This is a genomic window from Devosia sp. ZW T5_3 (genome assembly GCF_044987315.1).
In the GTDB taxonomy this organism is placed as follows: domain Bacteria; phylum Pseudomonadota; class Alphaproteobacteria; order Rhizobiales; family Devosiaceae; genus Devosia.
This window is the reverse complement of record NZ_JBJDRE010000001.1, coordinates 342,313-365,438: the sequence shown is the minus strand read 5'-3', so window position 1 is coordinate 365,438 and position 23,126 is coordinate 342,313. Positions and strand designations below refer to the sequence as shown.

The window sequence follows — 23,126 nt, the reverse complement described above, 5'->3', positions numbered from 1 at the left end:
GGGCGCCCTTCTGTTGTTTGGAATGTCTCTGGGCATCGCCTGATCAGAACTTGACCGAGGTCCCGATCTTGAACGTACGGCCGGGGCCAACCTGGGCTGCCAGTGGGTTCTGGCCCTGCACGGCGATGTCGGTCTGGTTGGCTGCGTAGCCAGTTAGCGTGTTGGGGAAATATCTAGTGTCCAAGATGTTCTGGACACCGAAGTTGATCTCCACATTTTCCGTGGGCTTCCAGGTGACGTAGCCATCGAGCAGCGCATAGCCATCGGGCTTGAAGGCAGCGGGATCGGCGCGCTCGGTGACGCCGGAGGCGAGCGTGGTCAGCAGTTCAAACTTCAGACCGTTTTCCGGCATTTCGTAGCGAATACCAAGAACGGCCGTCAGTGGGGTGGCCCCGTCGAATGGTGTCGTCGCCGCCCCCGAACTGACGCGTTGCGAACCATGCTGCCAACTCAGATTGGCAGTGGCAAAGATGTTCTCGTAGAACTCATACTCCCCACCAAACTCGATACCATAGAGGTCGACCAACTCGACGTTGTCGGACCAGTAGACTGTCGGATCGCCGGCGGGGTCGAGGGGAGCGCCAGGCCGCGGCTGCAGGCCTCGAATGAAGTTATCGTATTTGGAATAGAAACCGGTCACGCTGAACCAGCCCTTATCAAACTCGCCACGAATACCGGCTTCGTAGTTGCTGACCGATTCCGGCTTCAGCTCGGGATTTGGCGTGATGTTGACGAGACCAGTAGTGCCGATGCCGAGGCTGGACTGGAACAATTGCTGGGCGCTCGGCATCTTGAAGCCTTCGCCATAGGCTGCGTAGACTGAGAAATTGTCAGTCAGCTCATATTGCACTGAGAGTTTCTTGATCAATTCGGTGCTTTTTACTTCGCCCGGCTTATAACCCGGAAGGCTGGCGTAGCTGGCATCGGGAGAGATGGTGTAATTAGCCAGACGCAGACCGGGTGTTATCGTCAGTCGGTCATCGAAGGCTTTGATCTCATCCTGTAGGAAGAAGTCGGCGCGCACGGTCTCCACTTTAGGGAACGAGAACCCCTGATTGATGGCCGGCGGCGTGATCACGCCATCCGATCTCCAAGTCGTATTGGTGCCAGTATAGTCACTCCTGGCGATATCACCGTCGAAGCCATAGGTCAGGGTATGGTTGGTCGGACCGACACCGAACGAGGATACCAGTTGCAGATCGGCCTCAAGGAAGCGCTCGCTGTAGTCGCGGAACTGGGTAACCGTCTGAGTGCGGGTCGGATAAGTGCGATAGGAGATGCTGTTGGTGACGCGCTTCTGCGGCGAGTAAGAAACTTGCCACTTGACGCTATCGAGCCACGGCGCATTGACCTGCCAATTGTGCTCAACGGCGAGCCGGTAGCGGGTCATGTCGAGCTCGCGCGGATAGGCATTGCTCACATAGCCGCCCGTCCTCGCACCTGAATCCCAGATCTGCTGGATAACGGTATTGCGATCGAAGAGTTCGCCGGTCAGCTTGATCTCGTGATCGGCATTGGGTGCAATCACAAGCTTCACCAGGCCGTTATAGGCACTGGTATCGGCTGGATACAGCTGGTCGCAACGAAAGTAGGTCGGACGCGGGCACGCGGCCCAAGGCGCACCGTCAGGATCAGCATTGGTCAGCTTGGCTTCATTTGCGGAGAGATGGCCAAAGCTGCCCAGCACTTGCATGGGACCAAAATCATAAGCGCCAGTGATCTGCTTGCGCCAGGAATTATCGAAGCTGTCGAAAGATGTCCGCACCTCGACAGCCCATGGCTTGTCTGAACCTTCGAGCAGATCGGATGGATCGCGCGTCCGGAACGCTACCGTGCCTCCAAGCGCATCGGCGCCCATCAGCACCGAGTTCGGACCGCGCATGATTTCAACGGCCTTCATGTTGAAGGGATCGACGAAATCGCGGCTGCCGTCAGTGATGCGCTCCTGCACGCGGCTGCCATCGACAAGCATCTGTACGCGATTGCCGCTCATGCCGCGGATGGTGAAGCCGGTGAGCTGGCCCCAGGGATTGGTAATCGAGGTCTGCCGGTCAACGGAAACGCCGGGCTCGTTGCGCACCAGATCTTGAATGTCGCGGACGACCCGTTCGTTGATCTGATCCTGACCGATTACGGTGATCGTTGCAGGTACATCAAGTAGTCGCTGAGAGGTGCGCGTTGAAGTGATCACTAGCCGCTGCAGCATGGTTATCTGAGTGCCGCTCATATTGTCTTGAGCCAGGGTCACGGAGACCCCGCACATGAGCACTGAAGCAAGGATTGTGCTGCCGAGCAGCGCGCGCAACGACTGTCTGCGCACGGCTTTGCTGTCGCCCGCCGAGCTGGCGCGCGTGGTATGTCCGATCATTTAGGCCCCCAAAGGAATAACGCTTTGCTGGCTTGACCGGGTCAGGCGGATGGCTGGCTACGCGGCCGACATCTACTTTAACATGAATATAATAGTCAACAATTAAAGCTCGAGTCCTTCTGTCAGCATATTGCCTCCCAATCCCAACCGCTCGTTCATTAGATTCCAGCGGGAAATGTGACCAGAACCGCGAGAAGCGATGGGTCAGGCCTTGGAGGCGCCCGGTTGCCTCCGGCCGGATCGCTGACACAAAGACAAGGCAGCTGTCGTTGATCGGGCACTAGAAGCCGACATTCCGCTTGCGACGCCCTTCCGCCATTCAGCAGTTTTGGATCGTTCTAGCGTTCAGGAGCACAATACACGTTCCTAGGCAGCCAACCGTTGGGCGCTCATTTTTACGGAGACGATGATGCCGCCCTCGGACCATTCCGTTTCTATGGAGCCTTGCAATTGCCCCGTTATAATTCTGTTGAGTAGCTTGCTTCCATATCCTGCTTCTGCCTGCGGCTGCACCATCGGACCGCTGTGCTCAGTCCATACGAGACACACTTCATCGTCCGTGGCAGTCCCGGAAATATCCAGCATGCCTGACTCGACGGAAAGCGCCCCATATTTCAAGGAATTGGTCGCCAATTCGTGGATGACCAGTGCCAGGGTTGTCGCGGACTGTTCACCGATTCCCATGCGGGGAACGGCCACACGAATTCGCCCGCTGAAAGCTCCGGTATCGTCGTAAGGCGCCAGGAGTACGGAAATTAGATCGCCCAACAGTGCGGCACGTCCTTGCTCATCCGGAAGAGGCCTAACAAGATTATGTGCTCTACCCAGCGCGGTTAGCCGATTGGTCAGTTCCTTGGCCATCTCTGCAACAGATGTCGCCGAGCGGGAGGTCAGATTGGTGAGACCTGCCGCAATCGCCAGAAGGTTCTTGACCCGATGGCTCATCTCGCCAGCAAGGAGTTCGTGACCTTCCTCTGCCTGCTTGCGGCCGGTGACGTCGAGAAAAACGCCCGACATTTGCCCCTTGTGCAATCCCTCATCGTTGCCCAGTCCGCGGGCCGATATCCATCTAATTTCCTCACCGAGAAGGATACGAAAATCGATTTCATAGGCGCCAATGAGGGCGCGGGTTGCTGTGAATGCCGCCCGAACCCGATCTCGATCGGCGGGGTGAATTCGTGAGGAGAGGTCCTCAAACCTCACCGAGCCTTCTGCCGGTAATCCCCAGAGCTCGAAGGCCCGCTCGTCCATGGCGAAATCGTCGGTCTCAACCGTCCACGACCATAGCGCTACCCCAGCGGCATGCAGCGCCCGCTTAAGATTTTTCACTTCCCAAAGTGGATGGCTTTCGTCGAACAGCGGCATATGCGCCTCCTAGCCACCGTTTGAGCAGGTTACGCACGTTCACGCCATCCCCTGCGTAAGGTGCAAACCATCAACGCAACCTTCAGAGGCTATGCAGTCGTCAGCTCGCGTCGACACACCCGCGCCAAGCGAGGCACGGGTAGGCTGAATCTCAATCAGGCGGAGAGCAGCTCGCGCATTGACCGCAGTACAGCCAGATGCGCGTAGGGCTTGCTGACGAATATGCTGCCATCCGGTATTTCAGCGATGTCCACGTTTCGATGGCCGGACGTGACAATGATTTTGACGGGCGGCCAGCGATCTCGAACTGCTGCAGCAAGCTTTAAGCCATCCATGGATCCGGGCATGTCTATGTCGGTGAACAGCAGCCTTATGCTGGGTGTAATATTGAGAATTTCGATCGCCTGATCGGCGTTCGAAGCTTCGAGGACTTCATATCCGACGTCTCGAAGCTGGTCAGCCACGTCTAACCGGACAAGGACTTCGTCGTCGACGACTAGTACAGCTATCCGGTCGGTCATACATCGGTCCAATTCGCCTCTGAACGGGTGACAGCAACGCGGGGAAGTGGCTAACGATCCAAATTATCTCAAAACGCCGGCGTTAAGTGCCGGTCGGCCCGTCCCGGTGCAACATTCTCGCCGAAATGACGCCTTTCTGGCCAATGCCGCTGCAGCGATGTTTCCAAAGTCACCCTCCAGCGTTGGTAGAGAGGCATATCGCCTTGAAGGAAGTCAGATGCAAAATGGCGAACGAGCCTTTTATACGAGCGAGAACGGGGACCGGTGGCTGCTTCTTGCGGGAGAAGACGTCGTGTCGGTGCGCCACGTTCCAAATGCCGCTTCCGGGGGACAGCGCAAAACCTACGAGCTAGGAGCCTTCCTAATCGAGGAGCGCCATTCCGCACAAAATCAAGCGCTTCGGGCATTAATCTCGTCATTGACTAGAACCGAAGAAAGCCATCCAGCCGCTGCTCAAGAGTAATTACGACTATTCGACGCGGATGTGACGAGTGCGTCCCCTCCTCGGTCTGGAAAGGCGCATTGCGGCAGATATCGGTTGATGAGCACCGCAGCAGCGGCAATGTCGTTGTCGTTCACGGCCTCGCCTGTATTGATGCCAGGCTCGCTCGGGCATCCCCCGCGCGTAGAACTGCAACGCACCGCTGCTATACGCATGCCAATTTCGGCTGCCGAGCGAGGCCGTCACCTTCCCGACTAAGCGGATTCATCGGGAAGGTACAGATGCGGTATGCGCTCCATCGAGGGTTTGCTCGGACTTACCGACAACCATCGCGACTCGGTGGGCTAGCCGGAATGACGAGGTCGACCCAAAGCTCAGAGAGGTGGGCCCAGGAGCCGTGGTCGCGAACTCAAGATTTGGACGCTGACTGGGTGCCAATCTGCAGGCTCCGCCCGGCACCTAAGGCAAGCAGTGCCAACACCGCGCAGAGGGCGATGCACGCGACAAGCGCAGGTTGCCAGCTCCCGAGCTTGTCGCGCAATGCTCCGATCAAAACCGGTGCTGTGGCTGACATTAGATAGCCGATCGACTGGGTCATGCCCGAAAGGCTTGCGGTTTGCTGTGCGGTTCGGGTGCGTAGCCCGATGAAGGCAAGGGCCAGAATGAACGCGCCGCCGATGCCGAAGCCGAAGAGCACCACCCAAAGGAGCGCGAAAGTAGGCATCAAGAGCAGTCCGACCAATGCAATTAGACCTGATGCCGCAAGGCCAATGGCGAGACCGCGCTGATCCTTTGCTCGCTGCACAATAGGGACAATCACGAGTGCTGGGAAAGCCGTAGCCAATTGCATGATCCCATGAAGTGAACCCGCCTCGGTGGATGAAAAGCCCTGGGCGACCAGAATAGAGGGAAGCCAGGCGGTGATAGCGTAGTAGACGAAGGAATTGACCCCGAAGAATAATGTGACCTGCCAAGCCAGAGGGGAACGCCATACCGCGCCGCCATGGGGAGGCGTGGCGGTGCCGGGCGACACAGGCGTGTGTCTGTAAAGCTGAGGTAGCCAGAGCAAGACGCTGGCAGCAGGTAGGACGACAAAGGCAGCTAGCGAAATCTGCCAGTTGAAACTGTGGGCCAGCGGTACGACCGCTGCAGAACCGAACGCAGAGGCAATGCCCATAGCAATGGAGTAGATCGCGGTGAGTTTCGTGAGTTGATCAGGAAAATCTCGCTTGATCAGGCTGGGCAACAGAGTGTTGCCCAGCGCTATGCCGGCACCCAAAAGGCAGGTGCCAAGGAACAATCCCCATGAGGGCCCTGCCGATCTTACCAGGATCCCGCCGATCATGACGAGCAGTGCAAGGAGCAATGCACGCTCAAGGCCGTATTCGCGGGCCAGCAGCGCGGCGAACGGTGACACTACGCAGAAGACCAGCAACGGCAGGGTGATGAGAAGGCCTGCCTCGCTCGCCCCCATACCGAAGGTGTCCCTTAGCACGCCGAGTAAGGGACCAACGGCTGTGAAGGTGCCGCGCAGAGTAGTGGAGAAGACGAGGATACCGGCGATAACCCAAAGTGGATTCAGGGGACGGGCGCGAGATGACATTTTGCTCAAAACCGACATGAGAGATCCTGCTCAAATAGAGCTATTGTCGGCTGCTGAATTTAGATATTATGCCATTTAGTATTTAAAAGCGGCCAATCGTACATGGACTCCCTTCACGCGTGCCTCGCATCGTTCGATCCCGATCTATCCTTGGAACCCGTCTTTGCGGTTTCGGTGGATGTAAAGGAGCATGAAGCCGAGCTTCCCATGCACCAGCACAGCAAGGGTCAACTGGTGATCGCGCTTCAGGGCGGTGTCATGTGTCGGGCGCAGGGTGGTCTTTGGATGGTTCCATCAGGAAGCGGCGTCTGGATACCCGGCAACGTCCCGCACTCCAATCACGTGGGCGCGAACGGCCGCATTTGCCTGCTCTTCGTTGATCCGGCCGTCACCACCCTGCCCGCGCAATGTTGCACGCTGTCGCTGACGCCTATGCTGATCGAGATGATCAAGCACATGGCCGCCGTTCCTGCAGACAGCCATGCAGATACCGATTCACATCGACACATGATTGCGCATGTAGTCCTGGAGGAGCTTCGCCGCATGGAGGTCGCCGCCCTACACCTGCCTATTCCAGAAGACCCGACGATGATCCAGATTGCGAATGCTTTGATCGGCGATCCGGGAGATCGGAGCACTGTTGCGCAATGGGCGGAACGTGTTGCCATGAGCGAGCGATCGCTTGCCCGGCTCGTAAGCAAGAAGACGTCCATGAGTTTTGGGCGCTGGCGTCAGCAATTGTATATCATCATTGCCCTGCAGAGATTGTCGGCCGGAGCGACGGTGCAAAATGTTTCCGACGATCTCGGTTATGAATCGGTCAGTGCGTTCATAACCATGTTCAAGAGCGCGCTCGGCAAGTCTCCAGGCCGATTCATGGCAGAAAGGATAGCCAGATAATTCCGGCGAGGTCGTATTCCCTATGGCGCCAATGCCGTCAAATTCATCGGTATCGCCTCCGCAACGTATGACACGCAGTGATTTCGCCTACCTCCCCTTCCGCGCGGAACCTTCCCGCGAAACGGGAGAACAGGTAACCTTGCCCCCTTTAGAACGGTGCGTAAGGAGAAAATCGACTATGACGACAGAGCGCGAGGCGGACTTGTTTATTGCCAACTATCGCGTGCTGCTAAAGCAATGGGCAAAGGTGGTGGCCGGAACGGCCGAGGGCGACAGCGATGGTCTGTATCGCCAGCTCGATGAAGGTCAGGATATCCTGGCTGCCATCGCGACACGGTTTCCTAACAAAGCCTATGCTGTCGACGTGTTGATCAATGCTCGATCCACAACGCCCTATGATCGCGACATGAGCGGAGACAGCGCAAATTGAATACTCAGGTGGTTCCCATGACCAAGGAAGATTTTAAGGCCTGGCGCGAGCATGTGGGGTTCAACCGAAAGCAGGCTTGCGACGCGCTGGGCCTTGGGCGAAATACTCCCCAGCGCTACGAGGATGGTAAGGCAAATATCCCACTGTATGTCGCTCTGGCGTGCGGCGCCCTGGCACATGGCCTTTCACCTTGGACAAAGAATGACAGCGGGCGGCCCGGAAAGGCGGATCGGGAAACCGTCACGCTAAGCGTGACGCCTGCAACTGTCGCCCGGTTTAAAGCCTTAGGCGATAACTGGCGCCCCATTATGGCTGATGTGCTGGAGCACGCCGACAATAAGTAAAGTTAGGAAGACGGGGCGCGCCTGTTGGATGACCAAGTTCGAAGAAGCTCAGCATAGAGCAACTGAAAAAGAGATACGATAACCTCGCCGGGACAATGCAGGTCTGACTATCGTTCTATCGCGATGAGATTTCAGCGCGAAAGCGAGGTGGCAAGTGCGAAGATGATCGATCTGACCAAGGTCATGACAAACCCCACTATTGCCACCCTGGTCTGACTGCGTGGGACTTAGCGGCGGTTTGCTGCGAAGAAGTGACCTGTCGAGTTACCATTATGTGTTCCAATTCGCCCAGTGCCACTAAGGCTTCGCGAATTTCGGCAGCCGTCGTAGTCGACCGACCCGCCCCCCGTAGGCCAGGGGCGAACATCGTTGGCGACCTATTTATGAAATGGGGGCAGATAATCGCAAAGAAATCGCGGCCCTGCGCCTAAACGAGGTGTCGCCACCGCGCCAAGCTGGTTCTCACTTTTGGAGGTCGGTTTATCGAGGCTCCTCAGAACTTGTGCAACCTCAGAGACCGTTAGTTAGGTGTACCTGATACCCCTCTGGTCGGGTGGCTAGCAGGTTGAACGTCGTCGAACACGGTGCGTCCGCCAAACTGACGGGCGCGCGCCCGTTCTTTGGTAATATAGGATTTGAGCGACGGACCGCGAGCCGTGCTTTCCAATGTCCGGGCCTGCGCGTCCAGGCGCTTGAGAGCGGCGAGTTGCTCGTCCTGGCCGAGGCGCGATCGGCCGACGGCATTCTTCAGTACTTGGATGGTCTGGTCATAGACGGTTAGCGGAACCGGAAAAGGATGCCCGTCCTTGCCGCCATGTGCCATGGCGAAGCGGGCAGGATCGGAAAAACGATGCTGCGCGCCGTGAACGACCTCGGCGACCATCGCCAGCGACTCCACCGTGCGAGCCCCAACGCCGGGCACCAGCAGCAGTTGGGCAAAATCCGTCGGCCCGCGATCGGCCGCCGCGGCGAGGCTTCCGTGCAGGCGCCGCAGCAGGACGTCGGGTGGCCTTATGTCATGGTGCTCCGGCATCACCAGGTGCGGCAGCAGCGGCTCATCGTCGACCGGTTTCGCACTACTCCGCAAGCGACCGACCTCGCGGACGATTGCATCGGGGCCCAGCGAGGTCAGCAAATCAACGCTGCCCGCCCGTGCCCTATCGGCGCGCTTGTCGGTCAGATTGATGATCTGTCCTTGGGCCTTGCCCTCGATGGCAGCGTGCGGATGCTCGACAAAACTGCCCAGGCCCTGCGAGGTCCAGTGGTATCGGCGGGCATAGCCTGCATCGCCCTTCATACCCTGTTGCACTACCACCCACTTGCCGTCGTCAGCCACGATGAAGCCGTGCAGGTAGAGATCGAAACCGTCCTGGACCGCGGCGCTATCCACCTTGGCGACCAGTCGGCTTGCTGTCGCCAGCGCGGCGCCGTCGAAACCTACCCGGTCACCGACCGCCATCAACTCGCTGGGCGTGTTACGTGAATGTTTGCCCCGACCACCACAGACATGAAGGCCGAGCTCCTTTTCCAGCGGTCCCAGCCCGCGTTTCAAGGCACCGATGACGCTTGTGGTGATGCCTGACGAATGCCAGTCCATCCCCATCACGGCACCAAACGACTGGAACCAGAAGGGATGAGCCAGTCGCTGCAACAACTCGTCGCGTCCGTATTCGATGACGACGGCCTCGCAGATCAACGCTCCGAGTTTGGCCATGCGCTCGCTCAGCCAGCGCGGCACGCGGCCACCATGAAGCGGAAGATCGGCACTGCCGGAACGACTGGTCACTATTATCCTCGCATTATGCCGCCCAGCCTACCATAGAACAAAGCATAAACGAAAGGGCAAGATCTCCGTGAGCCGCCAACTTTTCCAGAGGTGAAGAATTGGAAATCCGCGGGTACCGCCATGCCATCCACCTGATCGAGAAGAGTAGCTACTGTCCCGACACCCGTGTGTTGTCGGTCTGGCTAGCGACGGGCGGAAATCGTTACGACTAACAAAACGTATCGCCCGAACCTATGGCGCGCTCGCGCTATCTTACCTAACGCGGTTTTTTCAATCGCCGTCGATTTTGCGCCAGCGACGCAATAGTCAGGATCGTGGCGACAAACCATGCTTGAGCTGGATCGGAAGGCCGTGGGACTCGATTATCGCGGCGATCAGATTGTGAACCGCCAAGACATCGCGCCCGCAGGCCACCGGTTTCCGGCACCGGGCGACCGCGTCCGCAAAATCCTCAATTAGGGCTTGATGAGCCTGGCTGGAAAATTCCATTGGATCGGCCCCCGATCCGGAACCAGCATCAGCGCCTTCAAAATCGATGTTGGAGCCATCATGCGACCGTACTGTGAGGTGTGTTCCCGCCAGTGTGGCGCTTCCTGCGACTCCAGTGATTTCTATGGCATCTGCCTGCCCAGGAAAGGCGCAGGTGGTGGCGGTGATGCTGCCCAGGGCGCCATTGGGAAAACGCATTGTCGCCGCTGCCACATCTTCTCCCTCCATGATGTGGACCGGGCTGGTGGAAACAAAGCCTGTTACCGTTTCAGGCATGCCGACGAGCGAGACCATCAGGTCAAGGTTATGGATGGCCTGAGTTAGCAGGACGCCACCGCCGTCGCGTGCCAAGGTGCCGCGCCCGGGCTCGTCATAATAGCTCTGAGGACGCCAGTAGTTTGTACGGGCACTCACCTGGACCAATTGTCCGAGGCGGTCCTGTTCAATGATGGTCTTGAGTTTCAGGGCAGCGGGCCTGAACCGGTTTTGAAGCACCATGCCAAGGATGATTCCCGCCGCATCGGCAACATCCACCAATTGCTCGGCTCGATCGACGCTGACCTCGATCGGTTTTTCCAGCAGCACATGCTTGCCGGCTGCAGCGGCCATTTGCACGATTTCGAGATGCGTATTGGGCGGGGTCAGGACCAGCACGGCATCGACACGCCGATCGTTGAAAATCGCTTCAATCGTGTCCGTTGTTGGAAGACCATGCGCCGCAGCGAAGGCGTCGCGACGTTCGCGCGAAGGGCTGAAGGCGTGGAGGGCTTCGATCCGATCGCGTAGCGCCAATAGCGCGCGTGCATGCGGCAGGGACGCCATGCCCAGGCCAATGATGCCAATGCCGAGTTTTTCAGCCACGGCCGGTTACCGTGCCAGTGCTGGCCAATCGCCTGGTGGTGGCGCTGTCGAATAAATGTGTCGTATCTGGTTGTGGCGCCAGCCACAATTCATCACCAACGCTCGCGGTCAGCCGCTGGCGGAGCAAAGCCGAAATCCGGTCCTCCCCCAATTGCACCACGACAAAGGTCTCCGAACCCGTCGGTTCGATGGTGGTGATCCTGCCGCCAATCCCCTCTCCGGGGTTTGATAGCGTCAGATGTTCCGGCCGAATGCCCAGTGTTGCCGTCAGGCCTTCAGGCGCTCCCGCAGCAGCCTGGACGGGCAGACGGAAGCCGCTGCCGGTTTCGAAGATCTGCTGGCCCTGGTGCTGGCGGACGGTGCCTTTGAGGAAATTCATGGCGGGCGACCCGATGAAGCTGGCCACGAACATATTGGCCGGGAAGTCGTAGAGATCGAGCGGCGTGCCGATCTGCTCCACGACGCCGTCGCGCATGACCACGATCAGGTCCGCCATGGTCATGGCTTCGATCTGGTCGTGGGTCACATAGATGGTCGTGGTCTTGAAGCGAGCATGCATGTCCTTGAGCTCGCCGCGCATCTGCACCCGCAGCTTGGCATCGAGATTGGATAGGGGTTCATCGAACAGGAACACCTGTGGCTGGCGCACGATCGCGCGACCCATGGCAACGCGCTGGCGCTGGCCACCGGACAATTGCTTGGGGAAGCGCTGGAGATAATCAGTGAGGCCCAGAATGCGCGCAGCCTCGCCGACCCGTTGGTTGATTTCGGCCTTGGACTGCTTAGCCAAGCGTAGCGAGAAGCCCATATTCTCGGCGATGGTCATGTGCGGATAGAGTGCATAATTCTGGAACACCATGGCGATGTCACGGTGCTTGGGCTCGACGTCGTTGATGACCCGACCGCCGATGGAAATTTCGCCCTTGTCGATGTCTTCGAGCCCCGCAATCATGCGCAGCAGGGTCGATTTTCCGCAGCCCGAGGGACCCACCAACACCACGAAGGCGCCATCAGGCACTTCGACATTGATGTTGCGGATGATGTCCGTGGGGCCAAAGGACTTGGCTACGTTGGTGATTTCTACGGCAGCCATTTATGCACCTGTGCTGGTTTTGGGGGCCCTGTTCGCGCCCATGCGAGCGGCTGCTTCCACGGCCGCCAGAAGGCTGAGGCCGGTGTGGTAGCCGGGGTCAAGGTCGGGGGTGGCCGGAACGAAGTCGACGGGGCCCTCCCCTGTCATCGTTTGATAGGCGATTGCCGGCTCGCCGCGCCAATAGGTATCGAAAAATGCCGCATGCGCCGTGCGCCAGATATCGAGCACGAGCGCGTTGCCGGTGCGCTCATGGCACAAGGCGGCACTGCGGATGGTTTCGGGCAGTGACCACCACGGGCAGTAGCGACTGGTCGGCTCACCTGTCGCGACAGAAACCGTGAGTGCCACGCCCGGTCCATGGAAGCCGGCCTTGAATGAGGCGATGAGAATAGCCTGCAGGTGTTCGATCAGGGCCGGATTGGCATCGGGGGGCAGATGGTCGAGGGCAAAGCCGACAAATTCGATGCCGTGCCCAACATTGCAGGCATCCGATCCAGGTACGTTGCGCAACAGGCCCGAAGCGGGATCGAGATAGTGCTCAAGGACGTGGGCGATGAAGCGATCGGCAAAGCGGGCAGTGTCGGGCCGGCTGATGCGCTTGAGCATGCCGGCGGCGCCGAGCAGGATCATGCGCGGGCCGAAATCGGCGGGCTGGTTGCCGGCAGTGTCGGCCGAGATCGCCTGCCGCTCGTCCATCTGGAACCGCCCGCCTTCAATGGCGTCGATGAGCGCGGGAAGCTGGGCCAGGTAGTGATCAAGGCTCGGCCTGTCATAGCGGGCTGCGGCAGAAATCAGGCCCTTGAGAACGAAGATATCGGAATAGGTGTAGATTTCTGCCGGCCGGGCCTGCGGCGCAGTGGCGCCATCTGGTCCGGCGACAACCGACTCGAGGTTGGCGTCGTAACAGAAATAGGCATGGCCATGCGCTGACCAGAGCTGTTGCAGAATGCCGTAGAGCGGTCGTGCTGCCGCATCGATGGACGCGGCCAATTGGGGGTCAGACGCCGCGAAGAACGCGGCATGCGTCACCAGTGCTTCGAGGCCCCGGCCCTGAATCCAGCCATAAGTGAACTGAGGGCCGCGCAGACCATCGTCCGGGCCATAGTCAGCCAGGGTGATGCTGTTCTGCTTGCTGTTCAGAAAGCCCGGGCCCAGCAAGGGCCGGGCCAGCAGCCAGCGCAGGCTTGCCGCATTGGTATCGGCATAAGTCTGCGCTGCCTGGCCGATGAAGCTTGCCGGATCGCTCATTCCTTGAGCCCGGTACTGGCGACGCCCTGAACGAAGTTGCGGCGCAGGATGACGAAGAGGCTGATCGAGGGAATGAGCACCAGTGCCGATGCGGCGCTGAGGCGGCCCAGATCGACGGTGAACCCGGTCTGGAACAGGGCCAGCCCCACCTCGATCGTATAGGCCTCGCGATTGGTGGCGACGATCATCGGCCAGGCAAAGGCGGTCCAGGCCTGGAAGAACGCCAACACGCCAAGCGCCCCGAGGGCACCGCGCAGCAGCGGCAAGACGATGCGGAAGAATATCCAGAGCTCACCCGCACCGTCGATGCGCGCGGCTTCCAGCAGTTCGTCGGGAATGGAATGGATGACGTTCTGCCGGATCAGAAAGATGCCAAAACTCATGACCAGATAGCCGAGCAGCAATCCCCAGATGCTGTTGAGGATGCCCAAGCTTTGGGCCTGGAAATAGAGCGGGATCATGTAGACTTCGAACGGCACGATGGCGGTCGCCAGCACCAGGGCGAAGATCACGTTGAGCGAGCGATAGCGGAACTTGGCGAGGATGTACCCGGCGATAGAGGAGGTCGCCAGGATCGCCAGGGTCGACAGCACCGCGAACAGGATGCTGTTGAAGATCCAGCGCAATAGCGGGGTGTCCTGCAGGACGGCCGCGAAATTGTCGATCGTGGGGTTGGCCGGAATAATGGTGGGCGGCCAGGCGAGCATTTCTTGGGGCGTCTTGAAGCCATTGGAGACAAGAAACACCAACGGGAGCAGCATCAGCAGGCTGAACACCAGCAATATGAGGTCGATGCTGCGATCGACGAGCAACTTGCGCATGCGACGGCGCTTGCCACTTTGGGTCGAAGGATTGGCACTCATGCGCGCCCCCTTTCCCGCAACAGGGAGAACTGGATGAGCGTCAGCACCAGCACGATAACGAGGAGGACCACCGCCTCGGACGCGGCATAGCCGACGCGGTAATTGCGGAAGCTGTTTTCCAGCATGTCGAGCACCAGCACGCGCACCTGCCGACCCGGCGCGCCCTGTGCGTCCGAGGCCAGCACGAAGGCCTGGGCATAGACGTTGAACCCGGACACCAGGGTCACCACCGACACGTATAGCGTGATGGGCTTGAGCATCGGCATGGACAGGAACCAGAATGATTGTGGACCTGATGCGCCATCCAGCTTGGCGGCCTCGAACAGGGATACCGGCAGGCTCTTGAAGCCCACGAGATAGATCAACACTGCATAACCGAGCGCCTGCCACGAACACAGCACGATGACGCTGATCACCGAAAGGGTTGGATCAAACAGCCAGGCCTGAGGCTCGAAACCGAAAAAGGTCAGCACGGCGTTCAGCGGCCCAAGCCGGGCGTCGAAAATCCATTTCCAGGCCATGGCTGCGGGCACCAGCGACACCACATGCGGCAGGAAGATAGCCGTCTCGTAAAAGCCCGATGCCCGCGAACGCGTACGGTAGTGGATCATCGCCGCCAGTACCATCGCGGTGGGGATGGTGATGATCAGCACGCCGAAGGCAATGATGGTGGTGTTCAGCAGTGCTTCGTGAAACAGGCGGTCGCTCATCAGCTCCTGGAAATTGGCCAGACCGATGAAGGGCTTGTTCTTGGAGAGAATGTCCCATTTGTGCAGGCTCAGCCGCAGGGTCTCAAAAATGGGATACATGCGCAGCCAGGCAAAGAGCGCCAGCGTGGGCAGGATGGCGAGGATCGCAAAGAGCCATCTCTTGCGCCGCAGCATTGCATTCTCCGCTGATGGAGCCTGGGAGGCCGAGGCCATCCCAAGCAGGTTGGCACATGGAGCTCTGGTTTATTCCGCCAGTAGCCCTTCACGTTGCAGCAGGGTGTTGATCTCGTCTTGCATGGCGACCAGCACGGCGTCGATCGCCGCATCATCGGTCGCCAGAGCGGGATTGGCGAATGCCTCGGTCAGCCGTGCTGCGGTCCGGGTGAGGATCTCTTCCACCGGACCGATATTGGGCAATGAGAAGAACTCGTAGGTGTCCGGATAATCTACGAACGCCGCCAAAGCCGGCTTGGCCTTGAGGATCGCGCTGTAGTCCAGGCCGGAACGGTTCGGCAGCCAGCCCACATTGTCCAGAAGCCACAGCAGGTTGTCGGGCTCGTTGGCGGCCTGTGCAAAGGCCCATGCGGCTTCCGCCTCCGCGCCCTCGCCGCTGATCCACAGCGATACAGGCGCCACGATCGAGCCGCGCGGCAGCGTGGCCGTGGCATAGGAGAGGTCCGGTGCCTTGGCAGCGATATCGCCGATGACCCAGGATTCACGGATGAACATCGCGGTCTGCTCACGCTCGAATGCCTCGGCATCGGCCGGCATTTCGATCGTTACGGTCTTGAGCGTATGAACATTCTCCAGATACTGCTTGAGCGCCGCGCGGCCTTGCTCGTTGGCAAAGTCAGCCTTCCACTTACCCGCGGCATCCTGCTCGACCAGGCTCTCGCCGTACTGGAACATATTGATCCAGAACTTTTCGGCAATGCCCTGACCACCGCCGGACAGACGCAGGCTCCAGCCGGACACGGTGGGGGCACCATTGGCGTCCCGTTGGGTCAGCGCCTCGGCGTATTTCGTGTAGTCAGCCATGTCGGTCGGTGGTTCGGTCAGACCGGCCGCCTCGAACATTTCGGTGTTGTAGTAGAGGGCGCTCTGACCACGGAAGAGCGGCAGTCCATAGACGGTGCCGTCATAGCTGGCGGAGTCGCGGAAGAAGTCGTTGAAATTGGCGGAATCCTGCACGAAAGCCGCAATATCGTCGGGAGCGGCGTTGAACAGCCCATTCTCCAGATAGCGCGTTGCAGTGGAGGTGCCGAGCTCGATGACCTCAGCGGCCTCGCCCGATGTCAGTCCCAGCGCCAGGCGCTTTTCGTGCTCGCGCAGCGCGATGGCTTCCACCTTGACGCTGAGATCGGGGTGTTGTGCCTTCATGCCTTCGGCGACATGCTCATAGAACGGCGCCAATTCCGGATAGCCGCTCCAGACGCGGATTTCCTGGGCGCTGACGGCGGGCGCCGCAGCGACTGCGGCAAAGCCCATCACTGACCCGAGCAGTGCTAGCCGGAGTGCACTCGCCGGCAAATGGCGGCGTAGCTTCGATACGCTTGTCATGAAAGTTCCCCTTGTTTCGCTCGTTCCCTACACAGGCGATGACGAGAGTTTGTTATGCAACCGGTTGCGCTGTCAAGTGGCGTTCACGAAGCAGCGAATGCGCGGCCTCCGCCAGCGCCTCGGCTGAACCGGGGGCAAAAGTACCTGGCATGCCGATGAAACGATGGGCCTCATCCACCTCATAGCCGCCGAACGCAAACTCGCTGCGCGGTGGGATGTAGCCGGGCGTGCCCTCGGCGTAGGCGAGCACGAATGCCGGCCGCCCCCCACAGGCGCTGCGCACCGACAGACCCGTCTCGCTGAAGATTTCCCCTGGCAGGGCCACGATGGGAATGCCGCCCCAGTCGAGCAGGCTGACCCGGGCGCGCCAGCTACCTGGCACCACATCGCGATTGCGTTCGGCCCACTCGATCCAGTGCCCGAGCAGAGTGGCCCGTACCGGTTCGGCCGTTTGTTGTTCGAGGCGCCAACGCGCAGCCAGGTCCGGCAGGGGCGCTGCTTCGAGGCGCGTCAATGCCAGTTCCAACTCACGATGCGCGGCACCGACGATTTCGGTCGCGGCTTGCTCGCCAGCTTCAATTGCCGCTGCGGCGATGCGCTCCCCCAGACGCTGCGCTGTGGCAAAGGTGCGGGCGCTGTTGGCCGCCAGAGTCCAGGATGCCTGGGCCGTGTGGCCGGTATTGGCATCGCCGGCGCAGCCGGTGAGAAACAGCGCAACTGCCCCGGGATGCGCGGTCTCCAGCGCCTGGCGAACATAGAATGGATAGTCGGCTGTCATAAGAAGATTGTCTGCGGCCAGCACCACGGGGTGGCAGGCATAGGACGCCATCACTGCAATGTAGCGCCCGTCTGCATCGCGAATGCGGATCATCGGCACGGATCGGTCCAAGGGACCATCAACGTGCCGCCGGTTCCAGGCTACGGCGGGATCTCCGCCCATGCCCACGGCAATTGTCGCGGATCGCCTGTTCGCATAGGCCAGTCGCAGCGCCTCGACAGCACCGTCCTCGATCTGCTGCAGGAATGCAGGATCGCTGGTCCGGCCCAGTCGCCCCTTCATGGATACCGGCGCACCATGGGTATGGGTGGCCGCCACGATGATCCTGTCATCCGGCAGGGGACTGCGCTGGCGGATCCGGGCCGCCATATCCTCGTGCAAGCCGATCACGTCGAGGACCACTATGGCCGTGTCTTCGACTACGATTGCCCGCGCCGTCAGCGGGTCATGCGTGCCCGTCGCCGGCATGGTCCGCGCCGCAAAGCCCGCCAGATGCAGCCCCGCTGCTGGCGTTATGTCGACACTCGCCGCCCCCGCACGGATCATGCCGAAACCCTCTCGCCGCCCAGGAAAACGTCTTTAATCGTCAATTTTTCGTCGCCCGGCGCCCAGGAAAACAGCGTGATATCGGCGCGCTGACCCGGAGCGAGCACACCCCTGCCGCCCACGAAACGTCCCGGATTGCCGGTCGCCAAATTCAACGCCTGCGCCAAGGAAATTTCCCCCACCTTGATGGCGTAGGCGATATTGCGGTCCAGCAAATGCCCTGCCCCCGCCAGATAAGGCGTATCGGCAACGCTGAGCCGCCCATCCGCAGACACATCCACGTCCCCGCCAATGGCGCTTCGATAGCGCCCGGGCTGCTGCCCACCCAAAGCGGCTGCGTCAGAAACCAGTATCGATTTGTCCAATGTCTTGGCCCGCAGCATGGCCTTGAGCGTTGATGCGGGTAAATGATGCCCGTCAGCAATGAAACTGGCCGTCAGTCGGTCATCCGATAGTTGCGTCCAGATGAAGTTGGGGTGACGCGGCAGCATGCTGGCAGCGCCATTGCCGAGATGGGTCGACAGGCTCGCCCCTGCGTCCACCGCTGCCGTGATCTGCTCCGGCGTGGCGCCAGTATGGCCAATCGACACCAGCACGCCTTGGGCGGTCAGTGCCTCGATATAGGCTCGCGCCTCCGCATAATGCGGCGACAAAGTCACCAGCCCGACCATGCCCTCGGCGGCGCTCTGCCATCGGGCGAATTCATCGATGCTCGGCGGGCGCACATGCTCGAGCGGGTGCGCACCGCGCGGACCATCTGCCGGGTCGAGCGAAGGTCCTTCGACATGCACGAACGCGATCATCTCGGCCAGAAGGGGGCTTTCACGTCTAGCCGCAGCGATGGCGCTCAGGGCTTCGCACAAGGATTGCTCACTTGCGGTGATAAGCGTCGGCGCAAAGCAGGTGACACCCGCCCCAAGCAGGTGACGCGCCAATTGCTCAAGCGCTTCCAAACCCGGTACGCCGGCGTTCAGATCGTGCCCGGCGTAGCCATTCACTTGCAGATCGACGAATCCGGCGGACAGGAACGGCGTCGCGTCGTCGACTGCGGTGGGACCCATGGAGACGATGCGTCCCTCACTGCATGCTATGGCGATCCCCTGCCCGTCTGCCGGATCGCGCCCAACAATGCGGGCAGCTTTGCTCACAGCCAGCGCACCCGATCGCGGAACCGCGCTAGGAACCTGACATTGGCTTCATCGCCGCCCGGCGCGTTGCCACTGCGCCAGATCGGCGGTTCGACGCCCCGCTCCGCCAGCTTGGCTACGGTACGAATAACCAGACAGTTGAGCGCAAAAGCGTTGGCGAAAGTGGAAACCGCCGCAATGCTCTCGCCGACGCCATCGACAGTCACCAATGCATCGCCAATCGGCACCTTGGTGTCGATCGCGATATCCACGATATCGTGCAGGTTCTGTCGGGTCGGGTGCCGCGCCGGGTGGGTTGGTGCGCTCCCATTGGCATGGGCGTGTGAATTGAAGCCGATCAGGAACGCTCCACGCCCGCGCGCGGCTATGGCAGCGTCGATCAGCGCTGCGTTGATGCCATAAGCATTGGTGAGAAGCAGCAGATCGCCCTCGCCGAGGCGCTGATCGTCGATGACGACCTTGCCGTAGCCCGGCGTACGCTCCACGGCCATGGAACGCAGTGCGCCGTTGGACAGCAACGTGCCTTCGTCCAGAATGGCGCTGACATGCATCAGCCCGCCGGCACGGAAAAAGATCTCCTGCGCCGCCAGATTGGAATGTCCGCCCGGGCCGTAAACGTAGACCAGCCGATCGGCCTCCACCTGGTCGGCCACCCGTGCCGCGGCTCGATCGAGGGCATCGCGCTCCTCAACCAGAATGGACTGCATCAAGGCGGTAACATCCGACAGATAGCCCGCGCACAAGGCATCGGCATCGATCACGGAATTATTGGCCATCGGGGTCGGACTCCGCATCAAGGTAAAGGCTGCAATCGGGGTGCTGGCGCAGGATGCTGGCCGGGCACTCGGTGCTGATCGGACCATAAAGAGACGCGCGCACCGCGTCCCGCTTCAACTGACCAGGCACTACGCAAAAAAGCCGACCGGCGCGTATCAGGCGCGGCACGGTAAGGGTAATCGCCTGTTCAGGAACATCATCAAAATTGGCGAAACAATCGTCGTCGACCTGTTGCTGGCGGCATTGTTCATCAAGGGTAACCACCTTGACGTCCAGAGGATCGGCAAAGTCGGCAACCGGTGGATCGTTGAAGGCGATGTGCCCGTTGACCCCGATCCCCAGGCAAACAAAGTCGATCGGCGCCGCAGCCAATAATTGTGCATATCGCGCCGCCGCGGCCGAGGCGTCAGGCTCAGGAACAATGTGATGTACCTGGGCAAACGGCACGCGATCGAACAGATTGTTATCAAGCCATTTGGCGAAGCGCTCAGGCGCGTCGGGAGCAAGACCGATATATTCATCCATGTGAAAAGCGTGAACGCGCGTCCAGTCGATACCCTCGGCGGCGCACAATGAGGCCAGCATCTGGGCCTGGCTGGGTGCGGCAGCGAAAACCATGCGCACATTCTGTTGACGCGCCAGCGCCTCACGCAGGGCATTGGCAATATCTCGGGCTGCGGCCTCGCCCATCAGCGCTCTGGTGGCAAAGGACTGAACGCTCATCAGGCCAGCCTTGCGGGTGGTGTTTGCCCGGGTTGAAGCATCAAGCGTCAAAAAAACCTCCACACGCCGGGCCTTGATGGAATGAGGCACCCGGCTTTCAGGCAACTATTTAATGCAACCGGTTGCATGTCAAGCGCATATGACTATCCTTATGGCCCCTGACCATGCCATGACGTTCAGGGTAAGCCAGAGACCCTTGCGATGACGCCTCGCCAGAACAGACCCACGATCAATCAGGTCGCTGCCGCAGCCGGAGTTACCAAGTCCAGCGTGTCTCGCGCCTTTACCCGGCCGGAGATGCTAAGCCAGGAAACCGTGCGCAAGATCTTCGCGGCGGCTGAGCAATTGGGCTATGTACCCAATCACACGGCCCGCGCGCTCAGCACGGGCCGACACGGCAACATTGCCCTTATCGTGCCCGATGTCGCCAATCCATTCTTCCCGCCCCTCATCCGGGCCGCGCAATCGGAGGCCGACCGTTCCGACTATTGCGTGTTCCTGGGCAATTCCGATGAAAATCCGCAGCAGGAAGACAAGCTTATCGGCCGCTTCGCCGGTCAGGTGGAGGGCTTCGTGCTGGTTTCTTCGCGCCTGAGCGACGCACAGATCATCGAACATGCAGCGCGCCGGCCTTTGGTGCTCATCAACCGTGACGTGGAAGGCATACCGCGCGTCCTCATCGATAGCGCTACCGGCGTTGCTGAAGCGGTGGCCCACCTTGCCGAGCTGGGGCACCGGAAACTGGTCTATGTGGGCGGCCCGCATGGCTCATGGTCCAACAAGCAGCGACGCGGCGCAGTGCGGCGCTCGGCCAGGGAATTAGGGCTTGAAGTAACGGTTATTTCCAACGAATTCGCCGCTTTTGAATCCGGTCGCAAAATCACCGCCAGTGTCCTTGCCACCGGAGCGACCGCCGCGATCGCCTTCGACGATCTCACCGCCCAAGGCATGCTGGCTGAACTCGCTGACCAGGGAATCGCCGTACCCGCCAATTTCGCGGTAGTCGGTTGCGACGACGTGCTCGGTGCCGCCACCTACCCTTCGTTGACCACCGTGTCCAACCGGTCGGTGGAAGCGGGCAAGGCGGCATTAAACCTGCTCATGGACATTCTTCAGAATCAGGCAATCCGCGACGTGCGCTATGTTCTGAACACAAGTTTGGTGATCCGCAAAACCACGGGCCCGGCAGTGATCCCGCGTTAGCGGCGCCGTCTTCCAACGCCATTGAGGCGAAGATGGTCCCACGTCGTGGACGCTCCGCTCATGAACGGCTGGCCCGTTCATGGCCGCGTCCAGAAAGATCGCCAAAGGGCAGCTGCAAGTGCGTTTGGCGTCGCTCCTCAGCCTCGCGCCTCAGGCGCTTTGGTTGCTCTAAAAACGTCGCGGCGACTGCAAAGCGCCTATTCTTCGCTCCAGATTGGCTCGCGAAATTGCGTAGGCAACCATCCGGTCAGCTGGATCTCGCATCCCTGGTGGCAGACCGGAAGCCGGATTAGCTACACTCCAGGCGGCATCCTTCAACAGCCAAATCTCCCAACTGCGGTAGGATCGTGCAACTAAGTGGGAGTATGACGATAACACTCGAAGTTGGGCGGGTGCTTAGATGGTCCCAAGGCGGTCATGCAGATCGCCGTCACCGAACAAAGGGAAATACCATGAAGACCGTCATGATCACTGGCTGTTCATCGGGCTATGGCCTCGAAACTGCCCGCCACTTTCACGCCCAGGGCTGGAATGTCATCGCCACTATGCGCACACTGCGCGAAGACATTTTGCCTCGTTCCGATCGGCTCCGCATTGTGGCGCTGGATGTCACCGATCCAAGCAGTATTGCGACGGCACTCGAAACGAGCGGCCCCATTGATGTTCTCGTCAACAATGCCGGCATCGGCGTGGTGGGAGCGTTCGAGGCGACTCCGATGAGCTATATCCGCAAGGTATTTGACACCAATACTTTCGGGGTCATGGCCATGACGCAAGCCATCGTACCGCTGTTCCGCCAGCAGAATTCAGGCGTCGTGGTCAATGTAACCTCGAGCGTAACACTGGCGGCGATGCCCCTGGCTGCCGCTTACACGGCCAGCAAGATGGCCATTGAAGGCTTTACCGGCTCGCTTGCGCACGAACTGGCGCCGTTCAACGTTCGTGTCAAACTTGTTGAGCCTGGTTACGCGCCGACAACGCGCTTCTCGCAGAATACGGAACTGAGCATCGAGGATTTGATCCCCGCGGCCTACCAGTCCTTCGCCGAGCCAATCTTTGCGGCGTTCGCCAAGCCCGTTCTGACCACAAAAGAGACGGACGTTGCCGAAGCTGTATGGGCGGCGGCCAATGACCTTTCGGGGCAACTTCGCTTCCCTGCGGGTCCGGACGCCGTCGCACTGGCCGCGGCAAGCTAACGCCAGTCCTTGCCGGAAGACACTTGGTTGGGCGGCGCCCATCCGAGTGTCTTGATGCTCAGCGTTTTCGCAAGCACCCGATCTGAAGCTTTGCACAATTCTCCTATGAATAGCAAAATCTGTAGCGCAGCCGTGCTTATGCAGTAAGTTCATTTGATGCATTTGGAGCCGA

Annotated in this window: 20 protein-coding genes; 5 read left to right on the top strand and 15 right to left on the bottom strand. The window is 60.0% G+C overall.

Annotated features, from left to right (window positions below):
- Window positions 1-43: 43 nt before the first annotated feature.
- The 4 genes from ACI3KW_RS01775 to ACI3KW_RS01760 all read right to left on the bottom strand — a co-directional run bounded on the left by ACI3KW_RS01775 (window position 44) and on the right by ACI3KW_RS01760 (window position 6,317).
- On the bottom strand, window positions 44-2,368 hold the full coding sequence (locus tag ACI3KW_RS01775; protein WP_404846663.1) for a TonB-dependent hemoglobin/transferrin/lactoferrin family receptor: 2,325 nt from the start codon (window positions 2,366-2,368) through the stop codon (window positions 44-46).
- Window positions 2,369-2,734: 366 nt separating this feature from the next.
- Window positions 2,735-3,733, bottom strand: a complete 999-nt coding sequence (locus ACI3KW_RS01770; protein ID WP_404846662.1) for a sensor histidine kinase — start codon at window positions 3,731-3,733, stop codon at window positions 2,735-2,737.
- Between the two features lie 155 nt (window positions 3,734-3,888).
- Complete coding sequence (locus tag ACI3KW_RS01765) at window positions 3,889-4,254, bottom strand: response regulator (RefSeq protein ID WP_113121586.1); 366 nt, start codon at window positions 4,252-4,254, stop codon at window positions 3,889-3,891.
- A gap of 851 nt (window positions 4,255-5,105) precedes the next feature.
- Window positions 5,106-6,317 carry an MFS transporter gene (locus tag ACI3KW_RS01760; protein WP_404846661.1) on the bottom strand — a complete coding sequence of 404 codons (1,212 nt, stop codon included), beginning with the start codon at window positions 6,315-6,317 and terminating at the stop codon, window positions 5,106-5,108.
- 132 nt (window positions 6,318-6,449) lie between these two features.
- On the opposite strand from ACI3KW_RS01760, the gene ACI3KW_RS01755 reads away from it, so the two are divergent.
- From ACI3KW_RS01755 to ACI3KW_RS01745, 3 genes are all read left to right on the top strand, one after another.
- Entirely contained in the window at window positions 6,450-7,199 is a 750-nt protein-coding gene (locus ACI3KW_RS01755; protein WP_404846660.1) for an AraC family transcriptional regulator, read from the top strand.
- Between the two features lie 178 nt (window positions 7,200-7,377).
- Window positions 7,378-7,629, top strand: a complete 252-nt coding sequence (locus ACI3KW_RS01750) for a hypothetical protein (protein WP_404846659.1) — start codon at window positions 7,378-7,380, stop codon at window positions 7,627-7,629.
- 17 nt (window positions 7,630-7,646) lie between these two features.
- The gene (locus ACI3KW_RS01745) at window positions 7,647-7,973 is read left to right on the top strand and encodes a hypothetical protein (protein ID WP_404846658.1); all 327 of its coding nucleotides are present in this window, start codon (window positions 7,647-7,649) and stop codon (window positions 7,971-7,973) included.
- A 520-nt stretch (window positions 7,974-8,493) separates the two neighbouring features.
- Here ACI3KW_RS01745 and ACI3KW_RS01740 read toward each other — a convergent pair.
- The 11 genes from ACI3KW_RS01740 to ACI3KW_RS01690 all read right to left on the bottom strand — a co-directional run bounded on the left by ACI3KW_RS01740 (window position 8,494) and on the right by ACI3KW_RS01690 (window position 20,606).
- Complete coding sequence (locus ACI3KW_RS01740; RefSeq protein WP_404846657.1) at window positions 8,494-9,759, bottom strand: DUF763 domain-containing protein; 1,266 nt, start codon at window positions 9,757-9,759, stop codon at window positions 8,494-8,496.
- A 306-nt stretch (window positions 9,760-10,065) separates the two neighbouring features.
- The gene (locus ACI3KW_RS01735; protein WP_262165827.1) at window positions 10,066-11,109 is read right to left on the bottom strand and encodes a Gfo/Idh/MocA family protein; all 1,044 of its coding nucleotides are present in this window, start codon (window positions 11,107-11,109) and stop codon (window positions 10,066-10,068) included.
- The gene (locus ACI3KW_RS01730) at window positions 11,102-12,202 is read right to left on the bottom strand and encodes an ABC transporter ATP-binding protein (RefSeq protein WP_262165825.1); all 1,101 of its coding nucleotides are present in this window, start codon (window positions 12,200-12,202) and stop codon (window positions 11,102-11,104) included. Before ACI3KW_RS01730 ends, ACI3KW_RS01735 begins: the two co-directional genes overlap by 8 nt.
- Window positions 12,203-13,450 (bottom strand): hypothetical protein, encoded by a 1,248-nt coding sequence (locus ACI3KW_RS01725; RefSeq protein WP_404846656.1) that lies wholly within the window; start codon window positions 13,448-13,450, stop codon window positions 12,203-12,205.
- A complete protein-coding gene (locus ACI3KW_RS01720; RefSeq protein ID WP_404846655.1) occupies window positions 13,447-14,313 on the bottom strand; it encodes a carbohydrate ABC transporter permease in 867 nt (288 codons plus the stop codon). The genes ACI3KW_RS01725 and ACI3KW_RS01720 overlap by 4 nt, the downstream gene beginning before the upstream one ends.
- Window positions 14,310-15,197, bottom strand: a complete 888-nt coding sequence (locus ACI3KW_RS01715) for a carbohydrate ABC transporter permease (RefSeq protein WP_240229474.1) — start codon at window positions 15,195-15,197, stop codon at window positions 14,310-14,312. Before ACI3KW_RS01715 ends, ACI3KW_RS01720 begins: the two co-directional genes overlap by 4 nt.
- Window positions 15,198-15,266: 69 nt before the next feature.
- Window positions 15,267-16,583, bottom strand: coding sequence for an ABC transporter substrate-binding protein (locus ACI3KW_RS01710; protein WP_404846654.1), 1,317 nt, complete (start codon window positions 16,581-16,583; stop codon window positions 15,267-15,269).
- A 52-nt stretch (window positions 16,584-16,635) separates the two neighbouring features.
- Window positions 16,636-17,907: a neutral/alkaline non-lysosomal ceramidase N-terminal domain-containing protein gene (locus tag ACI3KW_RS01705; protein ID WP_404846653.1), complete on the bottom strand. Its 1,272-nt coding sequence runs from the start codon at window positions 17,905-17,907 to the stop codon at window positions 16,636-16,638.
- On the bottom strand, window positions 17,904-19,055 hold the full coding sequence (locus ACI3KW_RS01700; protein WP_404846652.1) for an N-acetylglucosamine-6-phosphate deacetylase: 1,152 nt from the start codon (window positions 19,053-19,055) through the stop codon (window positions 17,904-17,906). Before ACI3KW_RS01700 ends, ACI3KW_RS01705 begins: the two co-directional genes overlap by 4 nt.
- Window positions 19,052-19,831, bottom strand: a complete 780-nt coding sequence (locus tag ACI3KW_RS01695) for a sugar isomerase domain-containing protein (RefSeq protein WP_404846651.1) — start codon at window positions 19,829-19,831, stop codon at window positions 19,052-19,054. The genes ACI3KW_RS01700 and ACI3KW_RS01695 overlap by 4 nt, the downstream gene beginning before the upstream one ends.
- Complete coding sequence (locus tag ACI3KW_RS01690) at window positions 19,821-20,606, bottom strand: glucosamine-6-phosphate deaminase (RefSeq protein WP_404846650.1); 786 nt, start codon at window positions 20,604-20,606, stop codon at window positions 19,821-19,823. The genes ACI3KW_RS01695 and ACI3KW_RS01690 overlap by 11 nt, the downstream gene beginning before the upstream one ends.
- Window positions 20,607-20,756: 150 nt before the next feature.
- On the opposite strand from ACI3KW_RS01690, the gene ACI3KW_RS01685 reads away from it, so the two are divergent.
- Window positions 20,757-21,758, top strand: a complete 1,002-nt coding sequence (locus tag ACI3KW_RS01685) for a LacI family DNA-binding transcriptional regulator (RefSeq protein WP_262165789.1) — start codon at window positions 20,757-20,759, stop codon at window positions 21,756-21,758.
- Between the two features lie 452 nt (window positions 21,759-22,210).
- Window positions 22,211-22,954, top strand: coding sequence for an SDR family oxidoreductase (locus ACI3KW_RS01680; RefSeq protein ID WP_113121589.1), 744 nt, complete (start codon window positions 22,211-22,213; stop codon window positions 22,952-22,954).
- Window positions 22,955-23,126 lie beyond the last annotated feature (172 nt).

Excerpts from the sequence above, each read along its gene's own strand:
- ACI3KW_RS01775 (WP_404846663.1), bottom strand. The coding sequence starts at position 2,368 with ATGATCGGACATACCACGCGCGCCAGCTCGGCGGGCGACAGCAAAGCC.
- ACI3KW_RS01770 (WP_404846662.1), bottom strand. The coding sequence starts at position 3,733 with ATGCCGCTGTTCGACGAAAGCCATCCACTTTGGGAAGTGAAAAATCTT.
- ACI3KW_RS01765 (WP_113121586.1), bottom strand. The coding sequence starts at position 4,254 with ATGACCGACCGGATAGCTGTACTAGTCGTCGACGACGAAGTCCTTGTC.
- ACI3KW_RS01760 (WP_404846661.1), bottom strand. The coding sequence starts at position 6,317 with ATGTCGGTTTTGAGCAAAATGTCATCTCGCGCCCGTCCCCTGAATCCA.
- ACI3KW_RS01750 (WP_404846659.1), top strand. The coding sequence starts at position 7,378 with ATGACGACAGAGCGCGAGGCGGACTTGTTTATTGCCAACTATCGCGTG.
- ACI3KW_RS01745 (WP_404846658.1), top strand. The coding sequence starts at position 7,647 with ATGACCAAGGAAGATTTTAAGGCCTGGCGCGAGCATGTGGGGTTCAAC.
- ACI3KW_RS01730 (WP_262165825.1), bottom strand. The coding sequence starts at position 12,202 with ATGGCTGCCGTAGAAATCACCAACGTAGCCAAGTCCTTTGGCCCCACG.
- ACI3KW_RS01725 (WP_404846656.1), bottom strand. The coding sequence starts at position 13,450 with ATGAGCGATCCGGCAAGCTTCATCGGCCAGGCAGCGCAGACTTATGCC.
- ACI3KW_RS01720 (WP_404846655.1), bottom strand. The coding sequence starts at position 14,313 with ATGAGTGCCAATCCTTCGACCCAAAGTGGCAAGCGCCGTCGCATGCGC.
- ACI3KW_RS01715 (WP_240229474.1), bottom strand. The coding sequence starts at position 15,197 with ATGCTGCGGCGCAAGAGATGGCTCTTTGCGATCCTCGCCATCCTGCCC.
- ACI3KW_RS01710 (WP_404846654.1), bottom strand. The coding sequence starts at position 16,583 with ATGACAAGCGTATCGAAGCTACGCCGCCATTTGCCGGCGAGTGCACTC.
- ACI3KW_RS01705 (WP_404846653.1), bottom strand. The coding sequence starts at position 17,907 with ATGATCCGTGCGGGGGCGGCGAGTGTCGACATAACGCCAGCAGCGGGG.
- ACI3KW_RS01695 (WP_404846651.1), bottom strand. The coding sequence starts at position 19,831 with ATGGCCAATAATTCCGTGATCGATGCCGATGCCTTGTGCGCGGGCTAT.
- ACI3KW_RS01685 (WP_262165789.1), top strand. The coding sequence starts at position 20,757 with ATGACGCCTCGCCAGAACAGACCCACGATCAATCAGGTCGCTGCCGCA.
- ACI3KW_RS01680 (WP_113121589.1), top strand. The coding sequence starts at position 22,211 with ATGAAGACCGTCATGATCACTGGCTGTTCATCGGGCTATGGCCTCGAA.